Source organism: Pantoea sp. PNT03 (assembly GCF_014852515.1).
GTDB classification, from domain to species: Bacteria; Pseudomonadota; Gammaproteobacteria; order Enterobacterales; family Enterobacteriaceae; genus Pantoea; species Pantoea leporis.
Genome location: NZ_JACVBT010000001.1, coordinates 1136958 through 1163827, shown reverse-complemented (window position 1 = coordinate 1163827; position 26870 = coordinate 1136958). Strand labels below are relative to the sequence as shown.

The following is a 26870-nucleotide window of genomic DNA, read 5'->3' as shown; positions in this document are numbered from 1 at the left end:
ATGCTCAGGCGGCCGGACGCGCGACCACGCTGCGGGTTTCCATACGCACTTCGGCGATGGTCACGTCAATGATGTCAGTGACACGGTAAGCGACCTCACCTTTAATCTGCACGGTGCCGCTTTCCTGCGAGCACACCAGCTCATCACGCACCGCGTGGATGAACGGCGCAGGAATGAAGGCTACCGCGCCATTCTCCAGCAGACGAACGCGCATGCCGCCGCGAGATACGTCGATGATCTCGGCGCTGAACTTGCGATCGGTAGCGGCAAACGGTGCGAGGAAACGGGCATACAACCAGTCCCCAACATCGCGCTCGGCCATGCGGTTCAGGCGACGACGTTCGCTCATGATGGTGGTCAGCTCATCCTGCGGACGGCCAGTGCTTTCACCGCGCACAATTGCCTTCAGCAAGCGATGGTTGATCATGTCGCCAAACTTACGAATCGGCGAAGTCCAGGTCGCGTAGGCTTCGAGGCCAAGACCAAAGTGCGGGCCCGGCTCGGTGCCGACTTCTGCAAACGACTGGAAGCGACGAATGCGGCTATCCAGATACTGGGTTGGCTGCGCGTCGAGTTGACGACGCAGCTGGCGGAAGCCTTCCAGCGTGGTAATCGCCTGCGGATCCACGGTGATGCCATGCCCCGCCAGCACGCCAGCGGCCTGCTCAGCATTGGCCAGATCGAAACCGGTGTGCAGGTTATAGATACCGAAGCCCAGCTTCTCCTGCAGCACTTTCGCGGCACAGACGTTAGCCAGAATCATCGACTCTTCAACGATGCGGTTCGCTATGCGACGTGGCTCAGAGATGATATCCAGTACTTCACCTTTCTCGCCCAACACAAAGCGGTAGTCTGGACGATCTTTAAACACCAGCGCGTGGGTTTGACGCCATTCGCTGCGCGCCAGGCAAACCTGATGCAGCAGGCGAATCTGCTGAGCAATGGCGTCGTTTTCAGGCTGCCAGCTGCCGCTGTTTTCCAGCCAATCGGAAACTTCGTCATAAACCAGCTTGGCTTTCGACTCAATCCACGCAGCAAAGAAATGCACGTCATCAGCCAGGCTGCCATCTTTCAGCACGGTAACGCGGCATGCCAGCGCGGGACGACGCTCGTTCGGACGCAGGGAACAGACGTCGTCAGAGAGTTCGCGCGGCAGCATCGGTATATTGAAGCCCGGCAGATAGTTGGTGAACGCGCGTTTCGACGCCAGCTTATCCAGCTCGCTGCCTTCTGCCACGTAAGCGGTTGGATCGGCGATAGCGATGGTCAGGATCAGATTGCCGTCGGCAGCCTCTTCCACGTACAGCGCATCATCCATATCCTGGGTGCTGGCGCTGTCGATGGTGACGAAGTTCAGTGCGGTCAAATCTTCACGCTGCAGATTTTCGTCGAGCATCTCACCAAAACCGACGTCCGGAGCCTGACGTTCGAGGTTATGGCGCGACAACGTTACCCACCACGGCGCGAGGTGATCGTCCGCAGTGACAATGAATTCGGTCAGTTCAGCATAGAAACCGCGATCGCCTTTCAGTGGGTGACGACGCATCTCTGCTACCGCCCAATCGCCGTTCTGGAAATCGTGGGTCACGCCACGTTCGGCGCGGCACTGAATCGCCTCTTTCAGCAGCGGATGATCCGGCACAATTGACAGGCGATCGTCTTTCTTCTGCACGCGGCCGACAAAGCGGGTCAGGAACGGCTCAACCAGGGTTTCCGGCTCGGCACTCTCGCGGTCTTTATCGGTGTGGATCACGGCTGAAATACGGTCGCCGTGCATCACTTTCTTCATCTGCGGTGGCGGAATGAAGTAGCTTTTCTGGGCATCAACTTCGAGGAAGCCAAAGCCTTTTTCCGTACCTTTAACAACACCTTCGACGCGCGGAGTCTGCGCGTGAAGCTTCTCTTTAAGCTGCGCGAGCAGCGGATTATCCTGGAACATAATTTATATAGTTTCGTGGCCTAAGAGCGGCTGACAGTTTTACGCGAATCGGGTCCGCGCGGCAAGGCCAAAACAGGCTAAAAAGCCGCTTTACGCGGCTTTTTACCTTCTGATAACGCTTTGGTCAGGCGATACGTTGTGACGGTGTGGCGGCGCTTAATGCCAGCTTCACCGGCACCGATTTTGAGGTCGGCGTACCGCTGCCGTCGCCAAAACTCGAGAGCGGCACCAGCGGGTTGGTTTCCGGATAATACGCCGCGAGGTTACCGCGCGGAATGTTATACGGCACCAGCTTGAAACCGCTGACGCGACGGGTTAAACCGTCATTCCACAGCGTCTCGATATCCACCAACTGGCCTTCAGTGAAGCCCAACGACGCCATATCATCCGGATGGATAAACACCACTTCGCGCTGACCATACACGCCGCGATAACGGTCATCGAGGCCGTAAATCGTGGTGTTGTACTGATCGTGTGAACGCAGCGTTTGCAGCGTGAACGGCACCGCGACATCGCCCAACTGCGGGAACAGCGACGTTGGCAGGGCGGCGGCGCTGAACTCAGCACGTTTGCTTGGCGTATTGAAGCGCAGCTCGGCGGCAGCGCTACCCAGGTAGAAACCGCCCGGAATGTCGCACTTGTTATTGAAATCAGCAAAGCCGGGAATCGTGGCGGCGATGTGATCGCGAATCAGATCGTAATTGCCTGCCATCGCCAGCCAGTCGATTTTATCGCTGCCTAATGTCGCATGGGCTATGCCAGCCACAATCGCGGTTTCAGAGCGCTGCGTCTCCGCCAATGGAATGCCGACGCCTTCTGAGGCGTGCACCATGCTGAACGAGTCTTCCACGGTGATGTACTGATTACCGCTTGCCTGACGATCGCGTTCGGTACGGCCCAGCGTTGGCAGAATCAGCCCTTCGTGGCCCGGCACCAAATGGCTGCGATTGAGTTTGGTGCTGATGTGCACGGTCAAACCGCAATGCTGCAACGCTTCTTCGGTGACCGGTGAATCCGGTGCGGCCGCCGCGAGGTTGCCGCCCAGCGCAATCAGCACTTTCACTTCGTCACGCAGCATCGCGTTCAGCGCTTCAACGGTGTTGTGACCATGCTCGCGCGGGGGTTCGAAATCAAAGTGCGCGCCGAGTGCATCGAGGAACGGCTTGCCCGGCTTCTCATCGATGCCCATGGTGCGGTTGCCCTGCACATTACTGTGGCCGCGCACCGGACACAGGCCTGCGCCTTTCTTGCCCAACTGACCAAACAGCAGCTGCAGGTTGGTGATCTCGCGAACGGTATCCACCGAGTGTTTATGCTGAGTAATGCCCATCGCCCAGGTGACAATCACGCGTTCAGCACTTTGATAGATCGCCGCCGCCTCACGAATCTGCACTTCGCTGAGACCGGATTGGCGCACGATATCGTCCCAGCGGGTGTTATCAACGGCGGCAAGATACGCATCAATGCCATGAGTGTTGGCATCGATAAACGCCTGATCGAAAATGCCTTCTTCACCGGCAGCTAAACGTGCACGCTGTAGCTCAAGCAGGGCTTTCACCATGCCGCGCACCGCCGCCATATCGCCGCCCAGATTAGGTTGGTAATAGGCGGAACTGATGGTGCCCGCCATCGACGTGACAATCTCCAGCGGCTTTTGCGGATCGGCAAAACGCTCGAGGCCGCGCTCGCGCAGCGTGTTAAAGGTGACGATTTTCGCGCCGTGATCGGCCGCGTGCCGCAGGCTGTGCAGCATGCGCGGATGGTTGGTGCCCGGATTCTGACCCAACACGAAAATCGCGTCGGCATGATCAAAATCGTCCAGACGAATGGTGCCTTTACCCACGCCGATGCTGCGTTTCAGGCCGGTGCCGCTGGCTTCGTGGCACATGTTGGAGCAGTCGGGGAAGTTGTTGGTGCCCATCACACGGCCAAAAAGCTGATAGAGCCAGGATGCTTCATTGCTGGCGCGGCCGGAGGTGTAAAGCTCCATTTGATTTGGATGATCCATCGCCTTCAAATGGCGAGCAATCAAGGCTAACGCATCGTCCCAGCTGATCGGTTCGTAGTGGTCGGTCGCGCTGTTGTAGCGCATCGGATGGGTCAAGCGTCCCTGATACTCAAGGAAGTAATCGCTCTGCTGGTAAAGGGTGCTGACGCTGTGCTGGGCAAAAAATTCCGGCGCAACCACACGACGCGTGGCTTCCCACGTCACCGCTTTTGCTCCGTTTTCACAGAAGCTGAAGGTGCTTTTGTTGTCATCGCCCCATGCGCAACCTGGGCAGTCGAAACCGCGCGCTTTATTCATGCGCATCAGGTTTCGCATGTTCTTCAGGGCAGCTTTACTATCAAGGACGAAACGGGTGGTGGCTTCCAATGAACCCCAGCCGCCCGCAGCAGCGCGATAGGGTTGAATCTTACGTTTAAATTTCATAGTTGCAGGCTTATTTGTTTATGAGTTGTTATCAGAATATGTCTTCTGTTAGCGGGAAGTGTGCGACTCTCCTTAAAAGTTGTCTAATTGATTGGTTTAATGGTGCGATAGGCGGCGTTTATCGTGAAACGCACGCAAAGCGTGACCTAAGTCAAACTTCCCCGGCTGTTAAGGGGCGGCAGTTACGTGCTGCTGAGATAACTGACTAATAATTGCTCTTTCCATTCTGAAAAGGGCACGCAGCATGAAGAATCTGGCAAGCCAAATTCACGCCTTCGGTAAAGCCTTAATGATGCCCATCTCGGTGATTGCTGCAGCAGGGATCTTTCTTGGCCTGGCCGCCGCAATGCAAAATCCGGCCATCACCGGCGATGCCTTCGCCAGTCTGCAGGTGCCACAGCTGATTATCGGGTTTATCCGCAAGGTGGCGGGCGCGCTGTTCGCCAATTTGCCGCTGTTCTTTGCGGTGGCCAGCGCCATCGGGCTGGCGAAAGCGGAGAAACCGACCGCCGCCTTTGCCGCCGTAATTGGCTATATCGCCATGAATGTTGGTATCAGCTCCACGCTGGCGTCGAAAGGTTTGACAGCCGCTACCACCACGCCAGAAGCGCTGCAGAAAGCGGGTATGGATCAAACCGCAGCGATGATGACGTCGGCCGAATACATCGACATGCTCGGCATCTTTACTTACAACATGAGCGTGCTGGGCGGCGTGATTGCTGGATTGATTACCGTGCTGCTGCATAACCGTTTTTACACTCAGCAACTGCCGACGGCGATCAGCTTCTTTGGTGGACGCCGCTTTGTGCCGATCGTGACCGTGGTGGTGCTGCCGCTGGTGGGCGTGCTGCTGGCGTTGATTTGGCCGACCATCGGCGAAGGCATCGCGTGGGTGGGTTTGATGATTGGTAAAAGCGGGCAATACGGCGCCTTCCTGCTTGGCACCAGCGAACGCTTACTGATTCCCACCGGTTTGCACCATATCCTCAACGAAACCGTGCGCTTCACACCGATTGGCGGCATGGCAACGGTTGATGGACAAAGCATCGTCGGCGCGCTGAACATCTTCAACACCTCGCTAACGCATCCCGGCGCCATCCCGGACGATACGGTGCGCGGCGCGACGCAGTTCCTCGCGCAGGGCAAAATTCCGGTAATGATGTTTGGCTTACCAGCCGCCGCGCTGGCGATCTACCACACTGCGCGCCCTGAGCATAAGCAGCGCGTTAAAGCGCTGGTGCTGGCCGGTGCACTGACTTCCTTTACCACCGGCATCACCGAGCCGCTGGAGTTCTGTTTCATCTTCGTGTCGCCGGTGCTCTATATCCTGCATGCGCTATTAACCGGCCTGTCATTTATGTTGATGTCGATGCTGCATTTGATGATTGGCAACGTGCAGGGCGGCGCCATCGATCTGGTGGTGTTCGGCATTCTCGGCGGCAGTAAAACGCACTGGTGGTGGACGATTGTACTCGGCGTGATTTACGTGCCGATTTACTACTACGGTTTCCGTTTTGTGATCACGCGGATGCGGGTTGAAACGCCGGGACGGGAATCCGATGATGAGCACAAACCCGAACAGGTGGCGGCGGATGAGCGCACCAAAGTGATCATCAGCGGGCTGGGCGGCGAAGCCAATATAGAGGATGTCGATTGCTGCTTCACCCGGCTGCGCGTGCGGGTTAAACAGATGAATGAAGTGGTCGATCAAACCTTACTGACAACCGGCGCGAACGGCATCAATCGCGTCAGCGAACACGATATCCAGGTGATTTACGGCCCGCAGGTCGAGAAGATCGCCAACGACGTAAAAAGTGCCTTGGGTGTGGCGTAACAAAATGACCGCTGCGCGTGGACTCAGCGCAGCGGCAAACGCCATGATACACTGCCGTTTTCCAACCAATTCTGCTTTCCATGGACATCAAACAACTCATCTATCTTTGTAATCTGGAGCGCGAACGCCACTTTGGCCGTGCAGCAGAAGCCAGCTTTGTCAGCCAGCCGACGCTATCGATGCGCCTGAAAAACCTCGAACGCGAATTAGGGCTTTCGCTGATCAACCGCAGTAATAATTTCGATGGCTTTACGCCGGAAGGCGAGCGCGTGCTGACCTGGGCGCGGGAAATTGTTTCGGTGTATCAGGGATTGAAGCTGGAAGTGGAGTCGCTCAAGCATGGCGTCAACGGCACCTTGCGGCTGGGTGTTATGCCGCAGTGCAGCGTGGCGCTGCCTGCGTTGTTGAAAGCGATTGAAGCGCGTTATCCACAGCTGGATTATCGCGTGGCCGCGATGAGCGCCGATCAGCTGCTGGAAGCGCTTAACAGCCACACCGTGGATGGCGGTATCGGCTTTTTTGAACTGACGTCACTGCGCGAGCTGCATTTTCAAACTGCGCTGTTGAAAGATCCTGGTGTCGAGGCGCTGTTCAATCCGGCGCACTTTCCGGCGCTGCTCGAGCAAGAGAACATCTCGCTCGCCACGCTTGCCTGCCAGCCGCTGTGTCTGGCAGAGCCCACGCGCTATTTTCGACGCTATCTTGATGGGCAGCTGCGGGAAACCGGCTTGATTCCACGTGTGATTGTTGAGAGCGCGTCGATCATGCAACTGCTGCAAAGTGCGCAGGTTGGTTTGGGCGTGATGGTGTCGCCATGCGGACATCTGTTGCCGGAGCTGATGCAGAATCTGGCGCGGCGGCCGATTGAGATGGCGCCGATGGGCCGGCAGGCGGCATTAGTGATTGCCGAGCCGGGCAGAGCATCGCCGCTGGCTCAGCATTTCTTTGATGAAGCGCGGCGACATCTGCCCGATTAACGGGTTTCGCCCAGCGCCATCAGCAGGCGATCCTGCCAGCTGGCGAAAGCCACCGCTTGCAACAGCGTGAAGATGCGTTCGCTGCCCCAGCCCGCGTTCAGCAGCGGCTGCAAATGTGCAGCGCTGAAGCGGTCGGGCAGGCGAGTGAGCTGGGCGCTGAGTGAAATCACCGGCGATGCTGCGCCAGCGCTTTCGACATCCTGCAGCAGTGCGTCACGCCATTCATCGGTAACAAAATCAAACTGACGTCGACAACCCAGCACGCGTGCGCTAACCGCCTGCGCCAGCGCTTCATCCCCGGCAAAATGTTCACTCAGCCGCTGTTTTAGCGTGGCGAAGCCATACAGCACTTGCGCATCGTGCACCAGCAGCCAAATGGCATCATCCAATCCCTCAATACCCTGACAGTAAGTAACCGCCGCCAGTTGATCGGCGCTGGCATAGCGCAGTTCAACCGGTTTCAACGCGTGCTGCCAGCCGTCGTTGCCGGTAAACAGCGCTGCGCTGGCGTCCGGCGGCGGTGTTACGCCCGGAATCCAGCGCACCGGCAAGCCCATCATCGCCTGCAGCGATGCCACCACGCGTGACTGATAGCTGACATATCCCACCAGTTGATTCAGCGTGACGATATCGGGCTCGGTTAAGCCCACCGCGTCCAGCGCGCTGATGCTGCTGGTGGTGATCAGTTCCGGCTGCATCGCCAGCTGACGCGCATATTGGGTGATTTGCGTCAGGCGATTATTGCTTTCACGTGATGAGTCCGGACCCGGCAACGGATTGAGCCGGGCTGAGTAGTGATTGCACAGGCGCTGCACGCCGGCGACCTGCGCCACCGTTAGCGCGGTGCTGAGGCGATCGTACAGCGTTAAGGTGTGGGTCAAACTGGTGGCAAGCGTATCGGGAAACAGAATCTGGCTGAGATCGCGCGCGGCCAATAACGCAGGCTGAAAACGCGACAGCAGCGGCTGTAGCGCGGTCGCTTCCTGTTGCAAACCGAGTAAGAAACGATCGTCGATATAGGCGGCTTCGGGCACCAGCGGCGCAGTGGCGGTGCTATTCGGGCGAGTCTGGCTTTCATAAAACCAGTGGTCATGGCCGGGAGAACGGCGTTGTTCCATGGTCATTCCTTGCGCTAAAAACGGACTTGCTGCACAGCGTGCGAATCTGAAAAGCAGGCATGCAACAAAGGGCTAGCTTATCGTCGCTGAACGGCTGTCCACGGCAAAAGAATGTTGGGGAATAATTAATAGCTTACGAGTATAAGGAGAGCGTTATTTGATGAGGAGGTCGCCATGAAAGGCGACCTTAGGTAAATCTTATTTCAGTTCCAGCTCGTTCATTGCGGCAATGCTGAATCCGCCATCAACGTGTACCACTTCACCGGTGATACCACCCGCCAGATCAGAGCACAGGAATGCAGCTGAGTTACCCACGTCTTCGATGGTAACGGTACGACGAATCGGGGTAACCGCTTCGCAGTGCGCCAGCATTTTACGGAAATCTTTGATGCCTGATGCAGCCAGCGTACGGATTGGACCGGCAGAAACGGCGTTAACACGTGTGCCTTCTGGACCCATTGCGTTCGCCATGTAGCGTACGTTAGCTTCCAGAGACGCTTTCGCCAGACCCATCACGTTGTAGTTCGGGATGGCGCGCTCTGCACCCAGGTAAGACAAGGTCAGCAGGGCGGAATTCGGGTTCAGCATCGCACGGCACTCTTTCGCCATCGCAACAAAGCTGTACGCGCTAATGTCGTGAGCGATCTTGAAGCCTTCACGGGTCACGGCATTCACGTAATCGCCATCCAGCTGATCGCCAGGTGCGAAACCGATGGAGTGAACGAAACCGTCAAATTTCGGCCAGGTTTTTGCCAGTTCGGTGAACAGCGCAGTGATGCTCTCGTCTTCAGCCACATCGCATGGCAGAACAATGTCTGAACCCAGATCTTTAGCAAACTCTTCCACACGACTTTTCAATTTGTCGTTCTGGTAGGTGAAAGCCAGTTCTGCGCCCTGTTTGTGCATCGCCTGCGCAATACCGTAGGCGATTGAGAGTTTACTGGCAACGCCAGTAATCAGAATGCGCTTACCGGAAAGAAAACCCATAGCTGTAATCCTTTTGGTCATTGTTGTTGGCGGTCGCGATGGTTGAAAAACAGGCGACCGACGTTAATCTCGTGCGAAGTCTAGCACGTCTCTATAAATGCGGTAAATCGCACCGCGTTTTCGGCGCCTTAACGCTCGCGGCGCCAGGCTTCAGCGGTTAAGGCTTCACCAAAGTGGCTGGTGATCAGGCGTTTGGTGAGATCGTGCAGCGGCGAGGCCAATACATCGGCGGTGCCGCCGCGCTCGACCACTTCGCCCTGATGCATCACCAGCACCTGATCGCTGATGTGCTTCATCATGCCGAGATGCTGCGTGACATAAATATAGGCGATGCCGTGCTTCTCCTGCAGTTCCAGCATCAGGTTTACCAGCTGTGAACGCATGGTCATATCCAGCGAGGCGAGGGCTTCATCGGCGACGATCACTTTTGGCTGCAGAATCAGCGCTCGCGCCAGCGCCAGACGCTGCTTCTGGCCCGGCGCCAGCATGTGCGGATAGTATCCGGCGTGGTCGCGCAGCAAACCGACCTGACGCAGCGTGGCGATAATGCGTTTTTCACGCGCGTCATCATCCAGCTCGGTATTCAGGCGCAGCGGGAAATCGAGTATCTGGCTGATGCGCTGGCGCGGATTCAGCGAGGTTGAGGGATCCTGAAAAATCATGCGAATGCGCTGGCTGCGATAACCATAATCACCGTACTCCAGCGGATGATCGTCAATCAGCATCTCGCCCTCGCTCGGCTCGACCATGCCGCTGAGCATTTTTGCCAGCGTCGATTTTCCCGAACCGTTTTCACCAATTACCGCCAGCGTCTGTTTTTCACGCAGGGTAAAACTGACGCCTTTCACCGCCTCAACGTGCTGACGACGGAACAAACCGGTGCGATAGCGGTAGGTTTTACTCAGGTTGCGCACTTCCAGCAGCGTTTCCATGTTTACTAGCTCTCCATATTCAGCGGGAAGTGACAAGCAAACAGATGCGCTTTATTGCCGGTCAGGCGCGGTGTTTCGATGCATTTACGCTGCGCATACGGGCAGCGCGGCCCCAGACGACAGCCAATCGGCAGATGTTCCAGTGAAGGAATCGCGCCAGAAAGCGTGTTGAGGCGGCTTTTGTGCGGCAGCGCGCTACCGAAATCGGGCATCGCCCGGATCAGCGCCTGCGTGTAAGGATGATGCGGTGACTCCATTAACTCTTCGCTTTGCGCGATCTCCACCGTCTGGCCGCAATACATCACATTAATGCGGTCAGCCCAGTGGCTCATGGTGCGCAGATCGTGGCTGATCAGCAAAATGGTGGTGTTGTTATTCTGATTGAGGCGGCTCAGCAGGCGGAAAATTTGCGCCTGCGTGGTCGGCTCCATCGCATTGGTTGGTTCATCGGCGATCAGCAAACGCGGCTGATTGGCCAGCGCGATGGCGATCATCACCTTTTGGCATTCGCCGTCGGTGAGTTCATACGGGAAACTGCGCATGATGTCTTTATGATCTTTGATGCCGACACGATGCAGCAGCTCAATGGCGCGCACTTTGCGCCAGAACCACAGCCGTTTATACCAGCGGCCTTTGTGCGTCCAACGCGGAATCGCCTGCATCAGCTGGCGACCAATACTTTCTGACGGATCAAGACAGGATTGCGGCTCCTGAAAAATCATCGACACGTTATGGCCGACGATCCGACGGCGTTCGCGCGGTGACAGGCGCAGCAGATCAATATCATCAAACACCATGCGATCGGCGGTGACGCGCCAGTTATCTTTGGTGACGCCGCAAATTGCTTTGGCGATCAGACTTTTGCCTGAACCCGATTCACCCACCAAACCGCGGATTTCGCCTTCGCTTAGCGTCAGGTTGATGCGATCAACCGCTTTGACCGGACCGTCAGCGGTCATAAATTCGATGGTCAGGTTACGGATATCCAGTAGCGGCATTATTCAACTCCCGCTTCTACAGCGCGACGAATGCCGTCGCCCAGCAGGTTAACGATCAACACGCTGACCATCAGCGCCACGCCCGGCAGCATGACCGTCCACGGCGCAACGTAGATCAGCTCCAGCGCGTCACCCAGCATCGCACCCCATTCGGGCGAGGGCAGCTGCGCGCCAAGATCGAGGAAACCGAGTGCGGCGATGTCCAGAATCGCCATCGACAGCGAGCGGGTAAATTCGCTCACCAGCAGCGGCAGCACGTTAGGCAGCACCGCATTCCACAAGATATTCAGGTTGCGCGCGCCATCAAGACGCAGCGCCACCACATACTCTTTTTCCATCTCATCATGCACAGCAGTATAGATCTCGCGCACCAGACGTGGGATCAGCGCGAGAAACACCGCCAGCATCGCGTGTTCCAGGCGCGGGCCGAGAAATGCCACCACGATAATCGCCAGCAGCAGCGAGGGAATCGACAGTAAGGTATCCAGTACGTGATTCATCACCGCCGAGCGCATGCCGTGCGTGATACCGGCAAACACGCCAAGCACCAGCGCACAAATTGCCGCCAGCACCGTCACCAAAATCGCCGATCCCACGGTCGGCGCTACGCCGCTCAGCAGGCGGCTCAGCACATCACGGCCTAAATCGTCGGTGCCGAGGAAAAAGGAGACATCGCCGTAGCGCGACCACGATGGCGGCAGCAGCTGATAACCGAGGAATTGCTGATCGATACCATACGGCGCCAGCAGACCGCCAAACAGGCACAGGAACAGCAGCAGGCCAAAGCCGTACAAGCCGACCATACCGCTGGTATCGCGATACAAGCGCTGCCAGCTGCGACGCAGCGTGCTGGGCAGCCGCTTCTCGTCGTAGACATTATCTAAGGGCATACCATTCCTTATGTTTCAGCGGGTTAAGCGCCGCACCCAGAATATCGGATAACACGCTGACCAGAATCACCAGACCGCCCACCACCATCACGCCAGCGGAAATCGCCGCGTAATCCTGCTGGCGAATGGCGTTAATCAGCCAGCGGCCGAGGCCCGGCCAGTTGAACACCACTTCGGTGATCATCGCCAGCGTCAGCATGGTGGAAAATTGCAGCCCAAGGCGCGGAATCACCGGCGGCAGCGCATTGTGCAGCACGTGGCGGCGGATCACCGTGAAGCGCGACAGGCCGCGCGTGGCGGCGGCTTTGACGTAGTTTTTGTCCATCACATCGCTGGTGCTGCTGCGCAGTAAGCGGATCATCTCGGTAGCAGGCGCAACGGCGAGAACGACCACCGGCAGAATCATGTGCGTTAAGGCGCTGACCAGCATTTCATGACGCCACGGCGACGGGCTCAGCCAGGCATCAATCAGCGCGAAGCCGGTAACGTTTTGCACCGGATAGAGCAGGTCGAAACGTCCGGACACCGGCAACCAGCCGAGCGTTAACGAGAAGAACAGCGTAAACAGCAGCGCCAGCCAGAATACCGGCATCGAGAAGCCAAGCAGCGCCAGTGCAATAATGGCTTTATCCTGCCATTTTTTGCGCATCACGCCGGCGCAAATTCCCAGCGGAATCCCCACCAGTAGCGCCAGAATAAATGCCATTACGCACAGCTCCAGCGTGGCGGGAAACACTTCGCGCAGCTGAAGATCAATCGGCTGGCCGTTGGTGCTGGAGACGCCAAAATCGAACTGCAGCAAGCCCTTGAACCAGAACCACCACGCATCAAACAGCGATGCGCCTTCGAGCGGGGCATTTGGTGTGAAGTAGCTCAGACTGAAGCTCACCAGCGACAGCAAAAACAGGGTGATGAGCAGCAGCACCACGCGACGCAGAATATAGATAATCATGCTTACTCCTCGCTGCTCTCATCGCGGTAAACGCCAGCGAACGAAGCGTTACCAAACGGGCTCAACACCAGGCCTTTGATATCATGCCGATAGGCTTGCAAACGCAGCGATGACGCCAGCGGCAGCACCGGCAACTCCTGCGCCAAAATCTGCTGCGCCTTGTCATAGCTGTCAATGCGCGCCGATAGCTGCTGGGACAACAGTGCATGCTGCAAAGCCTCATCAAAGGCGGGCGAGCACCAGTGTGCGTAGTTGGTCTGCGAACGGATCGCCGCGCAGCTTAACAGCGGACGGAAGAAACTGTCGGGATCGTTACTGTCGGTTGCCCAGCCGGTGAGCGTGAGGTCATGATTCATCTCCATCAACTGCGCTTCCTGGAAGCGGCCTTCCACCGGCGCGATAGTGACGCGCACGCCAACCTGAGCCAAATCCGCTTGCAACAATTCAGCGGTTTTTAGCGGGCTGGGATTCCACGACTGCGAGGAGGAGGGCACCACTAAACGTAAATGCAAATCTTCCAGCCCCAGCGCTTTCAACTCTTCACGCGCTTTAGCCGGATTGTATTCGGTGACGCGCGCATCGTTGTCATACGCCCAGGACGCACGCGGCAAAATGGAGGCGGCAGTTTCGGCGGTGCCGTAATAGATCGACTCCATCAGGCGTTCGTTATTGATCGCCAGCGCCAGCGCGTGACGCACTTCCGGGCGATCCAGTGGCGGTTTGCGCGTGTTGAACGCCAGATAGGCGATGTTCATGCCGGGACGCAGCGTCATGCGCAGGCGCGGATCGTCACGCAAAATGCTCAGCTGGCTGGCGGCGGGATAGGCCAGCACATCGCATTCGCCGGTCAGCAGTTTGGATAACCTTCCGGTGCCGCCGACGCCCAAATCAATCACCACCTGCTGCAGACGCGGCACGCCTTTCCAGTACTGCGGATTACGCGCCAGGCGGAGATATTGCCCGGTACGGTATTCGCTCAACTGGAACGGGCCGGTGCCGACCGGTTCGCGGTCCAGCTGTTCCTGCTGGCCTTTAGCGCTGAGTTTATTGGCGTACTCCTGCGACAAAATCGGCGCGTAATGCGTCGCGATATGCCACAAGAATGAGGCGTCCGGGCTATTGAGGCGGATTTCAACGGTATCGCTATCCAGCTTTTTCACACTCTGCACTGAATCGGCAAACTGCAGGCTATCAAAATAGGGATAGCTGCCGCCGTTGACGTTGTGCCACGGATGCTTGCGATCAAACATGCGTGCAAAGCTGAACACCACATCATCGGCGTTCATTTTCCGCGTCGGTTTAAACCAGTTGGTGTGCTGGAAGGCGACATCTTTACGCAGGTGAAAACGGTAGGTTGCGCCGTTATCACGCACTTCCCAGCTCTGGGCGAGGTCGGGAATCAGCCGATAAGTATAAGGATCCACGTCCAGCAGCCGGTCATAAAGCTGCGCCGCCAGCGTATCAACGACTAATCCGCTGCTAACCATTTGTGGATTGAAGGTATTAACCGTGCCGTTAACGCAATAGACAAAACCGCTGTTGCGGATGTTGTCCGTTGGCGCGGCCCACGCTGACGCGCTCATTATGCTGAGACCCAGCAGCAGAGAGGGGAATAATTTTGGCATAGAACTCAACGATTCTGAGGCAATAGCGTGAGTGTATCTTAAACGCCACGTACTCCCCAAATTCGCGACGCTTCTGCTGTGTTTTTCGCCAAACTGGCGATGGGGTAATCACAATCTCTGTGTGGAGATGAGAAAAATTCTCAATTAGGGCTTTACAGATGATAATAAGAATGATTATTATTCTTCTGCGCTTCGACGGTGGCTCTACCGAAGAAGAGCACGACATTGCTCACATTGCTTCCAGTATTAGTTGCCCGCGTTAACCCGCGGGCCTTTTTTCGTCCTGTTTCGAGCGGCTGCCGCGTTGGCTGCGCTCGTCCACCCTGGTCACATACTTATGTATGCTCCCAGGGATGTCCTCGCTTGCCGCCTTGCATCCACTCGAAACAGTTAGAAAAAAACACCGTGCGATTTGCTTTAAAAAAGAAAAATCAAATGAATACGTATAGGCGACGTTTATGGCGATTTGGCTAATCCTCGTCGCGTGCCTGAATACCGTGCTTTTTCATCATGGCGCGTAATTGGTGATACGTCACACGCAATAACTCGGCGGCGCGGCGCTGGTTGTATTTGGCTTGCTGTAAACTCGCTTCAACCAACTCGCGTTCCTGTTGATTTTGCCACTGACGCAAATCCAGCGGCAGGGAAGGCAAGGCAGATACGTCCGCCTGGGCAATGACGTCGGCGGGCGGCGTGCGGGGGGCGAACGGGTTAATGATAATGTTATCCAGCTCATCGTCGGCGCTGTGATGGCGATAAACCGAACGCTCGACCACGTTCTTCAGTTCACGCACGTTGCCGGGCCAGCTGTGATTGAGCAACGTCAGCTGAGCGCGATCGCTGAAGCCAGGGAACAGCGGCAAGCCCAGTTCGCGGCACATCTGAATGGCGAAATGGTTGGCCATCACCAGTATGTCGCTGCGGCGTTCACGCAGCGGCGGCAGTTGCACCACATCAAAGGCGAGGCGATCGAGCAGGTCGGCGCGGAATTTACCGGCGGCGGCAAGCGCCGGCAGATCTTCATTGGTGGCGCACACTAAACGCACATTCACCTGCAAAGATTGATTACCGCCAACGCGTTCCAGCTGTCCGTATTCAATCACGCGCAGCAATTTCTCCTGCACCAGCATCGGCGCGGTGGCGAGTTCATCAAGAAACAGCGTGCCGCCATCGGCGCGTTCGAAGCGTCCCAGATGGCGTTTTTGCGCCCCGGTAAACGCGCCGGCTTCATGGCCGAACAGCTCGGAATCGAGCAGGTTTTCATTTAGCGCGGCGCAGTTCAGCGATACAAACGGCCCTTCCCAGCGGTTTGACAGATAATGCAGGCGGCTGGCAATCAGCTCTTTGCCGGTTCCGCGCTCGCCAATCACCAGCACCGGTTTTTCCAGCGGCGCTAAGCGCGAAACCTGTTCCAATACTTCCAGAAAGTTATTCGATTCGCCTAAGAGGTTGTCTGAATTGTTCGCCATGATGAAATTCGCCACTGATTAATCAATTTCACTACCTTAAGCGATGTCCAGGCGGATGTAAAATAAACAAATCGCGTAAAATCAATAAATTAAAAGTTGGCACGCGAATTGTATTAGTGAAGGGCGCCTCGCGCACCTACACACAAAATTTGAGGAACATCATTATGGGTATTTTTTCTCGTTTCGCCGACATCGTGAACGCTAACATCAACTCTCTACTGGAGCGCGCCGAAGATCCGCAGAAACTGGTACGCCTGATGATTCAGGAAATGGAAGATACGCTGGTAGAAGTCCGTTCAACCTCAGCCCGTGCGCTGGCCGAAAAGAAACAGCTGCTGCGCCGCAGCGAGCAGGCTGAAATTCAGCAGGCCGAATGGCAGGAAAAAGCGGAGCTGGCAATCAACAAAGGTAAAGAAGATCTGGCGCGTGCTGCTTTAATTGAGAAGCAGAAGCTGACCGATTTGATTGCTGCGCTGCAGCAGGAATCGACTCAGGTTGAAGAGACGCTGGACCGCATGAAAGGCGAGATCGGTGAGCTGGAGAAAAAACTCACTGAAACCCGTGCGCGTCAGCAGGCGTTAACGCTGCGCCATCAGGCAGCATCGTCATCACGTGATGTGCGTCGTCAACTCGACAGCGGCAAGATTGATGATGCGATGGCACGTTTCGAATCCTTTGAACGTCGCATCGATCACATGGAAGCAGAAGCAGAAAGCCAGCGTTTTGGTAAACCAAAAGGTTTGGATCAGGAGTTCGCCGAGCTGAAAGCCGATGATGAAATCAGCCAGCAGCTGGCCGCGCTGAAAGCTAAAATGAACCGCCCTGAGTGATCGCCACGGGCCTGATTGCGGGCCCGAGTTAAAAATGGTGTTAGTGATTAAGGAGAGTCAATGAGCGCACTTTTTTTAGCCATACCTTTAACGATTTTCGTGCTGTTTGTCGCACCAATTTGGTTATGGCTGCATTACAGCAACAAACGCAACGGCGGCGCCGATCTATCGTCCAGTGACCTGCAGCGTTTGCAACAAATTACCCAGGATGCGCGCCGCATGCGTGAGCGTGTTGAAGCACTGGAAGCCATTTTGGATGCCGAACATCCAAACTGGAGGCAACCATGATGAATGGCCGTAAACTGTGGCGCATTCCGCAGCAGGGCAAAGTACGCGGCGTCTGCGCGGGTATCGCCGAGTACCTCGACATTCCGGTGCGCTTGCTGCGTGTGATTGTGGTGCTGTCGCTGTTCCTTGGGCTGTTTATGTTCACCATCGTCGCCTATTTTATTCTGGGCTTTGTGCTGGACGAGAAACCCGTTGATGTGACATCTGAACGGGCACCCAGCGCACGTGAACTGCTCGACGAGCTGGAAACAACGCTGCAAAGCGATGAGCGAAAAGTGCGTGAAGTTGAACGCTACGTCACTTCAGAGACGTTTAGCGTGCGCAGCCGCTTCCGCCAGATCTAAATTCCCGGGCTTTCGGGCCCACTTCTTCTATTGTGATAAGAGGCTCTATGCAAACTCAACGTTTTACTGCTCTGCGCCGTCGCGCGACACCTGCGTTGATGTCGGCGGGGAAATTTATCATCATTAGTGCAGTAACTTACGGGCCCGGCGGTATCGCTGGCTGGGCGGTGAAATCGGTGGCGCGCCGTCCGCTGCGCCTGTTGCTGGCGGCCGCCCTGGAACCGTTGCTGAGCAAAGCGTTTAAACGCTTATCGGCACGATTCATCAGGGAGAACGATGAAAAGACTGCAAAATGAATTTGTGGCGTTGATGAACCGCGGTGTTGACCGCCATCTGCGCCTGGCTGTAACCGGTTTAAGCCGTAGCGGCAAAACCGCGTTTATCACTTCGCTGGTTAACCAGCTTCTCAATGTCCACAGCGGCGCACGTTTGCCGCTGTTTTCCGTGGTGCGCGAAGATCGCCTGCTGGGCGTCAAGCGCGTGCCGCAGCGTGAACTCGGCACGCCGCGTTTCACCTACGACGAAGGTCTGGCGCAACTGTACGGCACGCCGCCGATGTGGCCGACGCCGACGCGTGGTGTGAGCGAAATGCGTCTGGCGCTGCGCTATCGTCCGGATGAATCGCTGCTGCGCCATTTCAAAGATACCGCCACGCTCTACCTTGAAATTGTCGATTACCCCGGCGAATGGCTGCTGGATCTGCCGATGCTGGCGCAGGATTATCTCAGCTGGTCACGCCAGATGGTGGGCTTGCTGCAGGCCGATCGCGCAGGCTGGTCAGCGCACTGGCGCAGCTTGTGCGCCGATCTCGATCCTTTTGCGCCCGCCGATGAAAATCGTCTGGCAGCGATTGCCGCTGCCTGGACCGACTATCTGCACCAATGCAAAAGCGAAGGCTTGCACTTTATCCAGCCGGGCCGCTTTGTATTGCCGGGCGATATGGCCGGCGCGCCCGCGCTGCAGTTCTTCCCGTGGCCGCAGGTCGACGAGATGCAGGTTAGCAAGCTGGCGCAAGCGCCAGCAGGCAGCAACTTCGCCATGCTGCAGCAGCGTTTCAACTATTACTGCCAGCACGTGGTGAAAGGATTCTATAAAAATCATTTCCTGCGCTTCGATCGCCAAATCGTGCTGGTCGATTGCCTGCAACCGCTTAACAGCGGGCCGCAAGCGTTCAACGATATGCGCCTCGCCTTGACGCAACTGATGCAAAGTTTCCACTACGGTCAGCGCACGCTGTTCCGCCGTCTGTTCTCTCCGGTGATCGATAAGCTGCTGTTTGCTGCCACCAAAGCCGATCATGTGACTTCGGATCAGCACGCCAATATGGTGTCCCTTTTGCAGCAGCTGGTGCAGGACGCGTGGCAAAACGCGGCATTCGAAGGCATCAATATGGATTGCCTCGGTTTAGCCTCGGTGCAGGCCACAGAAAGTGGGCTGGTTGATCATCGTGGCGAGAAATTACCGGCGTTGCGCGGTCATCGTCTTGCCGATAATGAAGCGCTGACGTTTTATCCCGGCGAAGTGCCGCCACGCTTGCCTGGCCACAATTTCTGGCAGCAGCAGGGATTTCAGTTTGAACAGTTCCGGCCGCAGCAGCTGGATGTCGATCGCCCGCTGCCGCACATTCGCATGGATGCCGCGCTGGAGTTTTTATTGGGAGATAAATTGCGATGAGCGACGAAACACCTTTGAAAGGACGCATTGATTTTGCCCGTCCGCTGACGGTGGAAGCGGAAAAACCGCTGCGCGCCGCACAAACCTTTAGCGCGGACAGCGAGAAAGCCTTTCTCGCCACGGCGGAAGCCGAGCCGTTGGAAGAGGGCGAAGGCGAAAAAGTGGTGGAAGCCGCGCTGCGGCCGAAGCGCAGCCTGTGGCGTAAAATGGTGGGCGTTGGCCTCGCTATTTTCGGCGTCAGCGTGGTGGCGCAGGGCGCGCAAACGCTGCACGATGCGTGGCTGGTGCGCGACTGGTTTACCCTCGGCACCGGCGTGGCGGGCACATTGATTGTCGCCGCGGGGGCGGGTGCGCTGATTGGCGAATGGCGGCGTTTATATCGTCTACGTCAGCGGGCCGAAGAGCGCGATATTGGCCGCGAATTGCTGCACAGTCACGGCGTCGGCAAAGGTCGCGCGTTCTGTGAAAAACTGGCGCAACAGGCGCAGCTTGATCAGGCGCATCCTGCTCTGCAGCGCTGGCATGCGGCGCTGCATGAAACCCACAACGATCGTGAAATTGTCACCTTATATGCCCAACTGGTGCAGCCGGTGCTGGATCGTCAGGCGCGCCGGGAAATAAGCCGTCATGCCGCCGAATCGACGTTAATGATCGCCGTTAGCCCGCTGGCTTTGGTAGACATGGCGTTTATCGCCTGGCGCAATCTGCGGCTGGTCAATCGCATCGCGGCGATCTATGGCATTGAGCTGGGCTACTTTAGCCGCATCCGCCTGTTCCGCTTAGTGCTGCTCAATATGGCGTTTGCCGGGGCTTCCGAACTGGTGCGCGAAGTCGGGATGGATTGGATGTCACAGGATCTTGCCGCGCGCCTGTCAACCCGCGCTGCGCAAGGGATCGGTGCTGGTTTGCTCACCGCACGCCTAGGCATTAAAGCGATGGAGCTGTGTCGCCCGTTACCGTGGCTGGAAGATGATAAGCCGCGTCTGGGCGATTTCCGTCGCGAGTTAATCGGTCAGCTGAAAGAATCCCTGGTAAAAAGTGGGGATAAAGCAGGGCAGGCTGCTAAATAATCAGCACTTGCGTACCTTTCACGCTGCAACTGGCGTGAAAGGTAAAATTATCTGTGTTACCACGCATATTCGGCGGGATTTTTGTTGGTCGCTCCGTTACACTTCCCTTTATCACCTGCCTCTGGCTGTCAACTTTTCCTGACAGGCCTCTTCTGAGGCGCTGCAAGTTAGCGTATTATCACTAAAATCAAAACCTGACTAAGGCTCATCGCAATGCGTTTGGAAGTTTTCTGCCAGGACCGAATCGGTCTGGCGCGCGAGTTGCTCGACCTGCTGGTTGCCCGCAATATCGACCTGCGCGGCATCGAAATTGCGCCACTCGGTCGCATTTATCTCAATTTTACCGCACTGGAGTTTGAACCCTTCAGCAATCTGATGGCGGAAATCCGCCGTACACCTGGCGTGACAGATGTGCGTACCGTTTCGTTTATGCCCTCTGAACGCGAGCATCGCGCATTGAGCGCGCTACTGGTGGCGATGCCCGAACCGGTGTTATCCATCGATCTGAAATGCAAAGTCGAGCTGGCCAATCCGGCAGCACAGAATCTGTTCACCCTTGATGAACAGAAGCTGCGCAATCAAAACGTTGGCACCCTAATCACCGGCTTCAATTTCCAGCGCTGGCTGGAGAATGATCGCGTTGACGCACAGGCGCAGCATGTGGTGATTCAGGGGCGCGATTTCCTGATGGAAGCGCGACCAATTTATCTGGCAGAAGAAGAGGGCCAGAGCGATCTGCCAGTCGGCGCGATGATCACCCTGAAATCGACCGCGCGTATGGGCCGACAGTTGCAGAATCTTACCGTTACCGATGAATCGGAATTCGATCATATCGTGGCGGTTACGCCAAAAATGCGTCAGGTGATCGATCAGGCGCGCAAGCTGGCGATGCACGATGCGCCGCTGTTGATCGTCGGTGATACCGGCACCGGCAAAGATATGCTGGCACGCGCCTGTCATTTGCGTAGCGCGCGCGGCAAAAAACCGTTCCTGGCGCTGAACTGCGCCTCATTGCCGGATGATGTGGCGGAGAGCGAGCTATTTGGTCACGCTGCCGGTGCTTATCCCAATGCGCTGGAAGGCAAGAAAGGCTTCTTCGAGCAGGCTAACGGCGGTTCGGTATTGCTGGATGAGATTGGCGAAATGTCGCCACGCATGCAGACCAAACTATTGCGTTTCCTCAACGACGGCACGTTCCGCCGCGTGGGTGAAGAGCATGAAGTCCACGTTGATGTGCGCGTGATTTGCGCCACGCAGAAGAATTTGATTGAGCTGGTGCAGCGTGGTGAGTTCCGCGAAGATCTGTTTTATCGCTTGAATGTGCTGACGCTCAATCTGCCGCCGCTGCGTGAACGTCCGCTGGATATTCTGCCGCTCACCGAAATGTTTGTCGCGCGTTTCGCCGATGAACAAGGCTTGCCGCGTCCGCGCCTCTCATCGCAGTTGACGCCATTCCTGACGCGCTATAACTGGCCCGGTAACGTACGCCAGTTAAAGAATGCGCTGTACCGCGCGCTGACGCAGCTGGAAGGTTACGAGCTGGGACCACAAGATATTGTGTTGCCAGAGCAGGCGCTGGATGTGTCATTGGGCGAAGAGGCGATGGAAGGTTCGCTGGACGATATCACCAGCCGTTTCGAACGTTCGGTGCTGACGCGTCTCTATCTCTCTTATCCCAGCACGCGCAAACTGGCGAAACGCCTCGGCGTGTCGCATACCGCGATTGCCAATAAGCTGCGTGAATATGGGTTAGGGCAGAAGCGCAACGAGAGCGAGTAATAGAGCGCGTGCATCTCGCAACGCTGTTCTACGTTTACGTTCAACATTCATGGCGTAATGCCTGTTAGTTAAGCCAACGACGAGTGCGCTGGCCGGAGCTTCCGTACGTGTTGTTGAAAAGGGCATATTTGCCAGAGGCGCTGGCGCGTCTGCTGCGGCAAAAGGGCCATTCGCAGCGCTGAGGCTTTTACGTTGGGCCAGGAGCCTCACGCATGGATGCGTGAGGCAGTTCGGGGCCGGCCAGGACGGCCGATCCCCGAATGGTCCGTTGGCACAATGTGAAAGCCGAAGGTACCGCGCTAGCGGCGCGAGGACGGCCCGTGACGCAGCAGATGTGTCAGTGCCCGCACCAGATTTAAAGCAACATGCTCTCTAACTGACAAGCATTACGCCATTCATGGCGACCTTTCGTAAATCTGCATCTACTCTGGCACGCGGATGTCTACCTGACTTCCTGCTCTCGTAAACACTGGAATTTCCCTCAGTGGCGCGGCGACGCTGATGCGTTGGCCGCCTTGATAGCACTCACCATTGCGGGTAATCCATTGCTCGCCAGCAGGTAACCACACTTCACGTTCACGCTGCCCGGCGTGCAGTACCGGCGCGATCAGGAGGTCGCGGCCCAGCAGATACTGATCTTCCACTTGCCAGCTCTCTGGCTGCTGCGGGTAGTGATAGAACAGCGGGCGCATCACCGGATCACCGAGCTCATGGGCTTCGCGCATCAGGCCATCAATATAGGGGCGAATCTGCTCACGTTGCAGCAGGCAGCTTTTCATCAGCGCGTAATTCTCCTCACCGTAACTCCATACCTCATTGGGTGAGCCGCTGTTACACTGCGCAATACCATCGCGCCAGGCTTCTTCAGGTGCAATTTGTGGCTCGCGGTAACCATGCAAACGCATCACCGGACAGAATACCGCCCATTGGAACCAACGGATCAACAGTTCATGAAACGCCGGATCATGAATATTCCCGCCCTGAAAACCGCCGATGTCGGTGGTCCACCATGGAATACCTGCCATCGCCATATTCAGCCCGGCAGTAAACTGATTACGTAAGGCATGGAACGAGGAGTGAACGTCGCCCGACCAGGCAAGCACGCCGTAACGCTGGCTGCCCGCCCAGGCGCAGCGCACCAGATTGACGACCTCGCTCTCGCCCTGTTGTTGCAGACCTTCATAAAATCCGCGGGCAAACAGCTGCGGATAGATATTGCCCACTTCCTGTACCGGGCCGAGATGATAGCGGTAATTATCAAAATCGTAGGCGCGGTATTCTGGCTCTGCTTCGTCGAGCCAAAAAGTGCGGATGCCGTGGTCATAATAGTTGCGCTTAACTTCCTGCCAGACGAACTCGCGAGCGGCGGGATGCGTGGCGTCAAAAAAGGTGGTGTTGCCCATAAAATCAAGGTTCACCGATACGCCGCGCTCGCTGTTAACCAGCAAGCCTTTGGATTTCATCAGACGATAGTTATCACTGCGGCTATCCACCGTGGGCCACACCGACACCATGGTTTCGATGCCCATCTCTTTCAGCTCCTGCACCATAGCACGCGGATCCGGCCAGTCGCGCGCATCGAAACACCAGGTTCCCTGATTTGGCCAGTGGAAAAAGTCGATGACGATCACCGAGAGCGGTAGCTGCAGGCGGCGATATTCGCGCGCGACCTCCAGCACTTCCTGCTGAGTGCGATAGCGCAGTTTGCATTGCCAGAAACCGGTCGCGAAGCTGGGCATCATCGGAGCTGTGCCGGTGGCGCGTCCATACTGACGCACGATCTCAGCGGGTGTGTCGCCTGCGGTGATCCAGTAATCCATCTGATCGGTTACTTCGGCTTGCCAGCGCGTGCCGTTTTTACCAAAGGTCACTTCGCCGATGGCCGGATTATGCCACAGCAAGCCGTAGCCGAGATTGGATACCATAAACGGCACGCTGGCCTGCGAGTTGCGCTGCGCCAGCTCAAGCGTGCAGCCTTTCAGATCGAGACAATCCTGCTGATACTGGCCCATGCCATAGATTTTCTCTTCGGCACGCGCTTCAAAGCGCACGCTAAGCTGATATTTCCCTCCCGGAATCGGTCGAAAGGCGCGCGCATCCAGCTTGAGGGCGCTGATGTATTTGTCCTGGCTCTTTTCGCTGGCACCGATGCCCACGGTGCTGCGCTGACGCCAGAACTCCTCGAGCAGCAATTCGCCGTGCTGATTATAGAAAGCCAGCTGGCCGCGAATATTCAGCGTGGCGGTGATATTGCCGTTACGCAAGCTGAGAGATTCATGCTCGCGCTGGATCTCCACCTCGCAAGCCGCAGGCGATAACAACGCCCAGTCATGGTCGATCAGTTCGGGCTGACAGGTGGCTCGTACTCGCAGGCTATGCGCGCCCCAGGGTTCGATAACCAGCGTCTGACGGTCAAATGTCCAGATAATACGCTGGGATTCGGCGCGTAATTCACTCATGACAACTCCTGTGGTTGTAAAAGGGGGGAAGCAGTGGCAGCCGGTTGGGCTGACACTTTGTGCTGATTGATGGTGCGCATGGTGGCATCGTTAAGTTTGTAGCCACGCATCGCCAGCGCGCTTAACAGCGACAGCAGGCCGGGAACCACCGAAAACAGCGCCACGATGGCCATCATGGCGGCGGGTTGCTGATGCGGTGCCTGAGCGACGTAACCGCTCAGGCCAAGCGTCCAGCCTACAATCGCGCCGCTAATGGCCATGCCCATTTTCAGTACGGCGAGCAGAGTCGAGAAGACGGTGCCATCGAGGCGTTTTCCCTGACGATATTCACCGTAATCCACCACATCGGCCATCATCACCCACATCAATGTGGTGGTGACCTGATAGAAGCTGGAGACGATGAATGTCATGCCAACCAACAGCGCCAGCGAGCCGGGCAGGAACACGATGCTGATGCTTAGCACGCCAGCAGTAATGGCGCTGAGCGTAAAGGCGGTGATTTTGTTCAGGCGGCGCGTCAGCAGTTTCGCCAGCACGCTACCGACGCTTTTGCCGACAATATGCGCGGCCAGCAGCCACATGAAGAGGCTGGCATCACCCAGAAAATAGGTGACGTAGTACATCATCGCGCCGAGCCGCACCACGCCGAATGAGATATTGCAGAACACCAGCAACGCGACCACGCGCCACTGATCGTTACGCAGCAAATCGCGCAGATCGGCAAGAAAGTTGCCGTGGCTAGCGGGAGCATTGATGCGTTCTCGTGTATTGAGAAAACAGATAAAAAACAGCAGGGTTGCCAGCGTCGCCATTATCGACATTGCTGCGAAGTAACCGTCCAGTTTGTTACCGCCGCCCAGCCAGGTGGCGAGCGGGATCATCAGGAAAGTGGACATCGCGCCGCCCAGCGTGGCGAGGAAGAAGCGCCATGATTGCAGGGAGATGCGCTGATTATCATCGGCGGTGATAATCGCCCCCATCGAGCAGTAAGGAATATTGATGGCGGTGTACATCAGCATCATCAGGCTGTAGGTCACGGCGGCGTAAATCATCTTGCCAGTCAGCGACAGGCTTTCCGGCACCGCATAAATCAACATACAGCTGACGCCGAACGGTACCGCGAGCATCAATAGCCAGGGACGGAATTTGCCCCAGCGTGAACGGGTTCGGTCAGCCACCATCCCCATCGCCGGGTCGATCACCGCATCGGCGACGCGCGCCAGTAAAAACAGCGTGCCGACAAAGATCGCGGGCAAACCCACCACATCGGTGTAGTAAAAGGTGAGAAAAATAATGACGTTATCGATGGCGATATGGCTGGCCATATCACCGAGGCCGTAACTAAACTTTTCTTTAATGGATAAGCTTGCTTGCATAAAGATTCCCGCCTGTCTTTGAATCGCTTAAGTGCAATTGACGGTTAGTTATAGGTAGCGATGCTGATGGGAACAATTGCGGGATTTGTTACGGGTTTTATGTTTTTTAATTAATGTGATACGGGTAACAAGAATCACAGTAAAAATGCAACATGGCGGGAAGAAGTGCTACGTATCGCGATAAATCAACAGGTTGAAAATTGAGCCATCCTGAAGGTGAGCATAAAAAAAGCACCGACGCGTTAATCATTCGGTGCTTTTTGTTTCGCCTGGCAGGCGAGAGATTTACTTCAGCGCAGCCAGCGCGGCATCGTAGTTTGGCTCTTCGGTGATTTCATTCACCAGCTCGCTGTAAATCACTTTATCGTTTTCATCCAGCACCACAACCGCACGTGCGGTCAGGCCTTTCAGCGGGCCATCAGCAATCGCCACGCCATAGTTTTCTTTGAACTCAGCGCCGCGCAGGGAAGAGAGCGTGATCACGTTGCTGACGTTCTCTGCGCCACAAAAGCGTGACTGGGCGAAAGGCAGGTCGGAGGAGATGCACAGCACAACCGTGTTGTTCGCTTCACCTGAACGCTCGTTAAACTTACGTACCGATGCCGCACACACGCCAGTATCAATGCTTGGGAAAATGTTCAGAACTTTGCGTTTGCCTGCATAATTAGCCAGGGATACGTCAGTAAGATCTTTTGCGACCAGGTTGAAAGGTTTAGCTTGCTCGCCAACTTGTGGGAACTGGCCTGCAACCGGCACCGGATTGCCCTGAAAGTGAACAGTCTGAGACATGCGATTTCCTTTTTTAACGATGAAATATCTGACTTTTGGAACGTCAGAACAGGTATAGCGCTTGTTTATGACATAATTTTTAAGGGTTTACGAGCGCATTTCCTGGCGA

The 26870-nt window shown here is 56.4% G+C and carries 22 protein-coding genes; 9 read left to right on the top strand and 13 right to left on the bottom strand.

Going from position 1 to position 26870, the window contains the following annotated elements; all coding sequences use genetic code 11:
- Positions 1–4: 4 nt before the first annotated feature.
- Together IB226_RS05425 and IB226_RS05420 are read right to left on the bottom strand one after the other, a co-directional pair.
- Positions 5–1939: an exoribonuclease II gene (locus IB226_RS05425; RefSeq protein ID WP_192233995.1), complete on the bottom strand. Its 1935-nt coding sequence runs from the start codon at positions 1937–1939 to the stop codon at positions 5–7.
- Positions 1940–2063: 124 nt separating this feature from the next.
- Positions 2064–4370, bottom strand: coding sequence for an FdhF/YdeP family oxidoreductase (locus IB226_RS05420; protein WP_137385870.1), 2307 nt, complete (start codon positions 4368–4370; stop codon positions 2064–2066).
- Positions 4371–4614: 244 nt separating this feature from the next.
- On the opposite strand from IB226_RS05420, the gene IB226_RS05415 reads away from it, so the two are divergent.
- Positions 4615–6204, top strand: coding sequence for a PTS transporter subunit EIIC (locus tag IB226_RS05415; RefSeq protein WP_192233993.1), 1590 nt, complete (start codon positions 4615–4617; stop codon positions 6202–6204).
- Positions 6205–6284: 80 nt separating this feature from the next.
- On the top strand, positions 6285–7181 hold the full coding sequence (locus IB226_RS05410) for a LysR family transcriptional regulator (protein WP_192233991.1): 897 nt from the start codon (positions 6285–6287) through the stop codon (positions 7179–7181).
- On the opposite strand, the gene IB226_RS05405 is transcribed toward IB226_RS05410, so the two are convergent.
- The 8 genes from IB226_RS05405 to pspF all read right to left on the bottom strand — a co-directional run bounded on the left by IB226_RS05405 (position 7178) and on the right by pspF (position 16152).
- Complete coding sequence (locus IB226_RS05405; protein WP_192233989.1) at positions 7178–8299, bottom strand: oxidoreductase; 1122 nt, start codon at positions 8297–8299, stop codon at positions 7178–7180. The genes IB226_RS05410 and IB226_RS05405 overlap by 4 nt on opposite strands.
- Positions 8300–8497: 198 nt before the next feature.
- A complete protein-coding gene (gene fabI / locus IB226_RS05400; RefSeq protein ID WP_007892455.1) occupies positions 8498–9286 on the bottom strand; it encodes an enoyl-ACP reductase FabI in 789 nt (262 codons plus the stop codon).
- 128 nt (positions 9287–9414) lie between these two features.
- Complete coding sequence (gene sapF, locus IB226_RS05395) at positions 9415–10218, bottom strand: putrescine export ABC transporter ATP-binding protein SapF (RefSeq protein ID WP_110866235.1); 804 nt, start codon at positions 10216–10218, stop codon at positions 9415–9417.
- Between the two features lie 5 nt (positions 10219–10223).
- Positions 10224–11216 carry a putrescine export ABC transporter ATP-binding protein SapD gene (sapD, locus tag IB226_RS05390; RefSeq protein ID WP_192233987.1) on the bottom strand — a complete coding sequence of 331 codons (993 nt, stop codon included), beginning with the start codon at positions 11214–11216 and terminating at the stop codon, positions 10224–10226.
- Entirely contained in the window at positions 11216–12106 is an 891-nt protein-coding gene (gene sapC / locus IB226_RS05385) for a putrescine export ABC transporter permease SapC (RefSeq protein WP_101764289.1), read from the bottom strand. The genes sapD and sapC overlap by 1 nt, the downstream gene beginning before the upstream one ends.
- Positions 12093–13058 (bottom strand): putrescine export ABC transporter permease SapB, encoded by a 966-nt coding sequence (gene sapB, locus IB226_RS05380; RefSeq protein WP_192233985.1) that lies wholly within the window; start codon positions 13056–13058, stop codon positions 12093–12095. The genes sapC and sapB overlap by 14 nt, the downstream gene beginning before the upstream one ends.
- Positions 13059–13060: 2 nt before the next feature.
- Positions 13061–14683, bottom strand: coding sequence for an ABC transporter substrate-binding protein SapA (sapA, locus tag IB226_RS05375; RefSeq protein WP_192233984.1), 1623 nt, complete (start codon positions 14681–14683; stop codon positions 13061–13063).
- A 470-nt stretch (positions 14684–15153) separates the two neighbouring features.
- Positions 15154–16152 (bottom strand): phage shock protein operon transcriptional activator, encoded by a 999-nt coding sequence (gene pspF / locus IB226_RS05370; RefSeq protein WP_192233982.1) that lies wholly within the window; start codon positions 16150–16152, stop codon positions 15154–15156.
- Positions 16153–16316: 164 nt separating this feature from the next.
- Between pspF and pspA the strand changes: the two genes are divergently transcribed.
- The 7 genes from pspA (at position 16317) to tyrR (ending at position 22137) form a co-directional block, all read left to right on the top strand.
- Positions 16317–16982: a phage shock protein PspA gene (gene pspA / locus IB226_RS05365; protein WP_008106471.1), complete on the top strand. Its 666-nt coding sequence runs from the start codon at positions 16317–16319 to the stop codon at positions 16980–16982.
- A gap of 60 nt (positions 16983–17042) precedes the next feature.
- On the top strand, positions 17043–17270 hold the full coding sequence (gene pspB / locus IB226_RS05360; RefSeq protein ID WP_007888081.1) for an envelope stress response membrane protein PspB: 228 nt from the start codon (positions 17043–17045) through the stop codon (positions 17268–17270).
- Complete coding sequence (gene pspC / locus IB226_RS05355) at positions 17267–17614, top strand: envelope stress response membrane protein PspC (RefSeq protein ID WP_192233980.1); 348 nt, start codon at positions 17267–17269, stop codon at positions 17612–17614. Before pspB ends, pspC begins: the two co-directional genes overlap by 4 nt.
- Positions 17615–17661: 47 nt before the next feature.
- Positions 17662–17910 carry a phage shock protein PspD gene (gene pspD, locus IB226_RS05350; RefSeq protein ID WP_007888070.1) on the top strand — a complete coding sequence of 83 codons (249 nt, stop codon included), beginning with the start codon at positions 17662–17664 and terminating at the stop codon, positions 17908–17910.
- Positions 17891–19288, top strand: a complete 1398-nt coding sequence (locus tag IB226_RS05345; protein ID WP_192233978.1) for a YcjX family protein — start codon at positions 17891–17893, stop codon at positions 19286–19288. Before pspD ends, IB226_RS05345 begins: the two co-directional genes overlap by 20 nt.
- Complete coding sequence (locus IB226_RS05340; RefSeq protein ID WP_110866230.1) at positions 19285–20358, top strand: YcjF family protein; 1074 nt, start codon at positions 19285–19287, stop codon at positions 20356–20358. The genes IB226_RS05345 and IB226_RS05340 overlap by 4 nt, the downstream gene beginning before the upstream one ends.
- Before the next feature lie 213 nt (positions 20359–20571).
- Positions 20572–22137 carry a transcriptional regulator TyrR gene (gene tyrR, locus IB226_RS05335; protein ID WP_101764295.1) on the top strand — a complete coding sequence of 522 codons (1566 nt, stop codon included), beginning with the start codon at positions 20572–20574 and terminating at the stop codon, positions 22135–22137.
- A gap of 422 nt (positions 22138–22559) precedes the next feature.
- Here tyrR and IB226_RS05330 read toward each other — a convergent pair whose 3' ends face one another.
- The 3 genes from IB226_RS05330 to tpx all read right to left on the bottom strand — a co-directional run bounded on the left by IB226_RS05330 (position 22560) and on the right by tpx (position 26761).
- Entirely contained in the window at positions 22560–24596 is a 2037-nt protein-coding gene (locus IB226_RS05330) for a TIM-barrel domain-containing protein (protein ID WP_192233976.1), read from the bottom strand.
- Positions 24593–25972 carry a glycoside-pentoside-hexuronide (GPH):cation symporter gene (locus tag IB226_RS05325; RefSeq protein ID WP_192233974.1) on the bottom strand — a complete coding sequence of 460 codons (1380 nt, stop codon included), beginning with the start codon at positions 25970–25972 and terminating at the stop codon, positions 24593–24595. The genes IB226_RS05330 and IB226_RS05325 overlap by 4 nt, the downstream gene beginning before the upstream one ends.
- Before the next feature lie 285 nt (positions 25973–26257).
- A complete protein-coding gene (tpx, locus tag IB226_RS05320) occupies positions 26258–26761 on the bottom strand; it encodes a thiol peroxidase (protein ID WP_101764298.1) in 504 nt (167 codons plus the stop codon).
- Between the last annotated feature and the right edge of the window lie 109 nt (positions 26762–26870).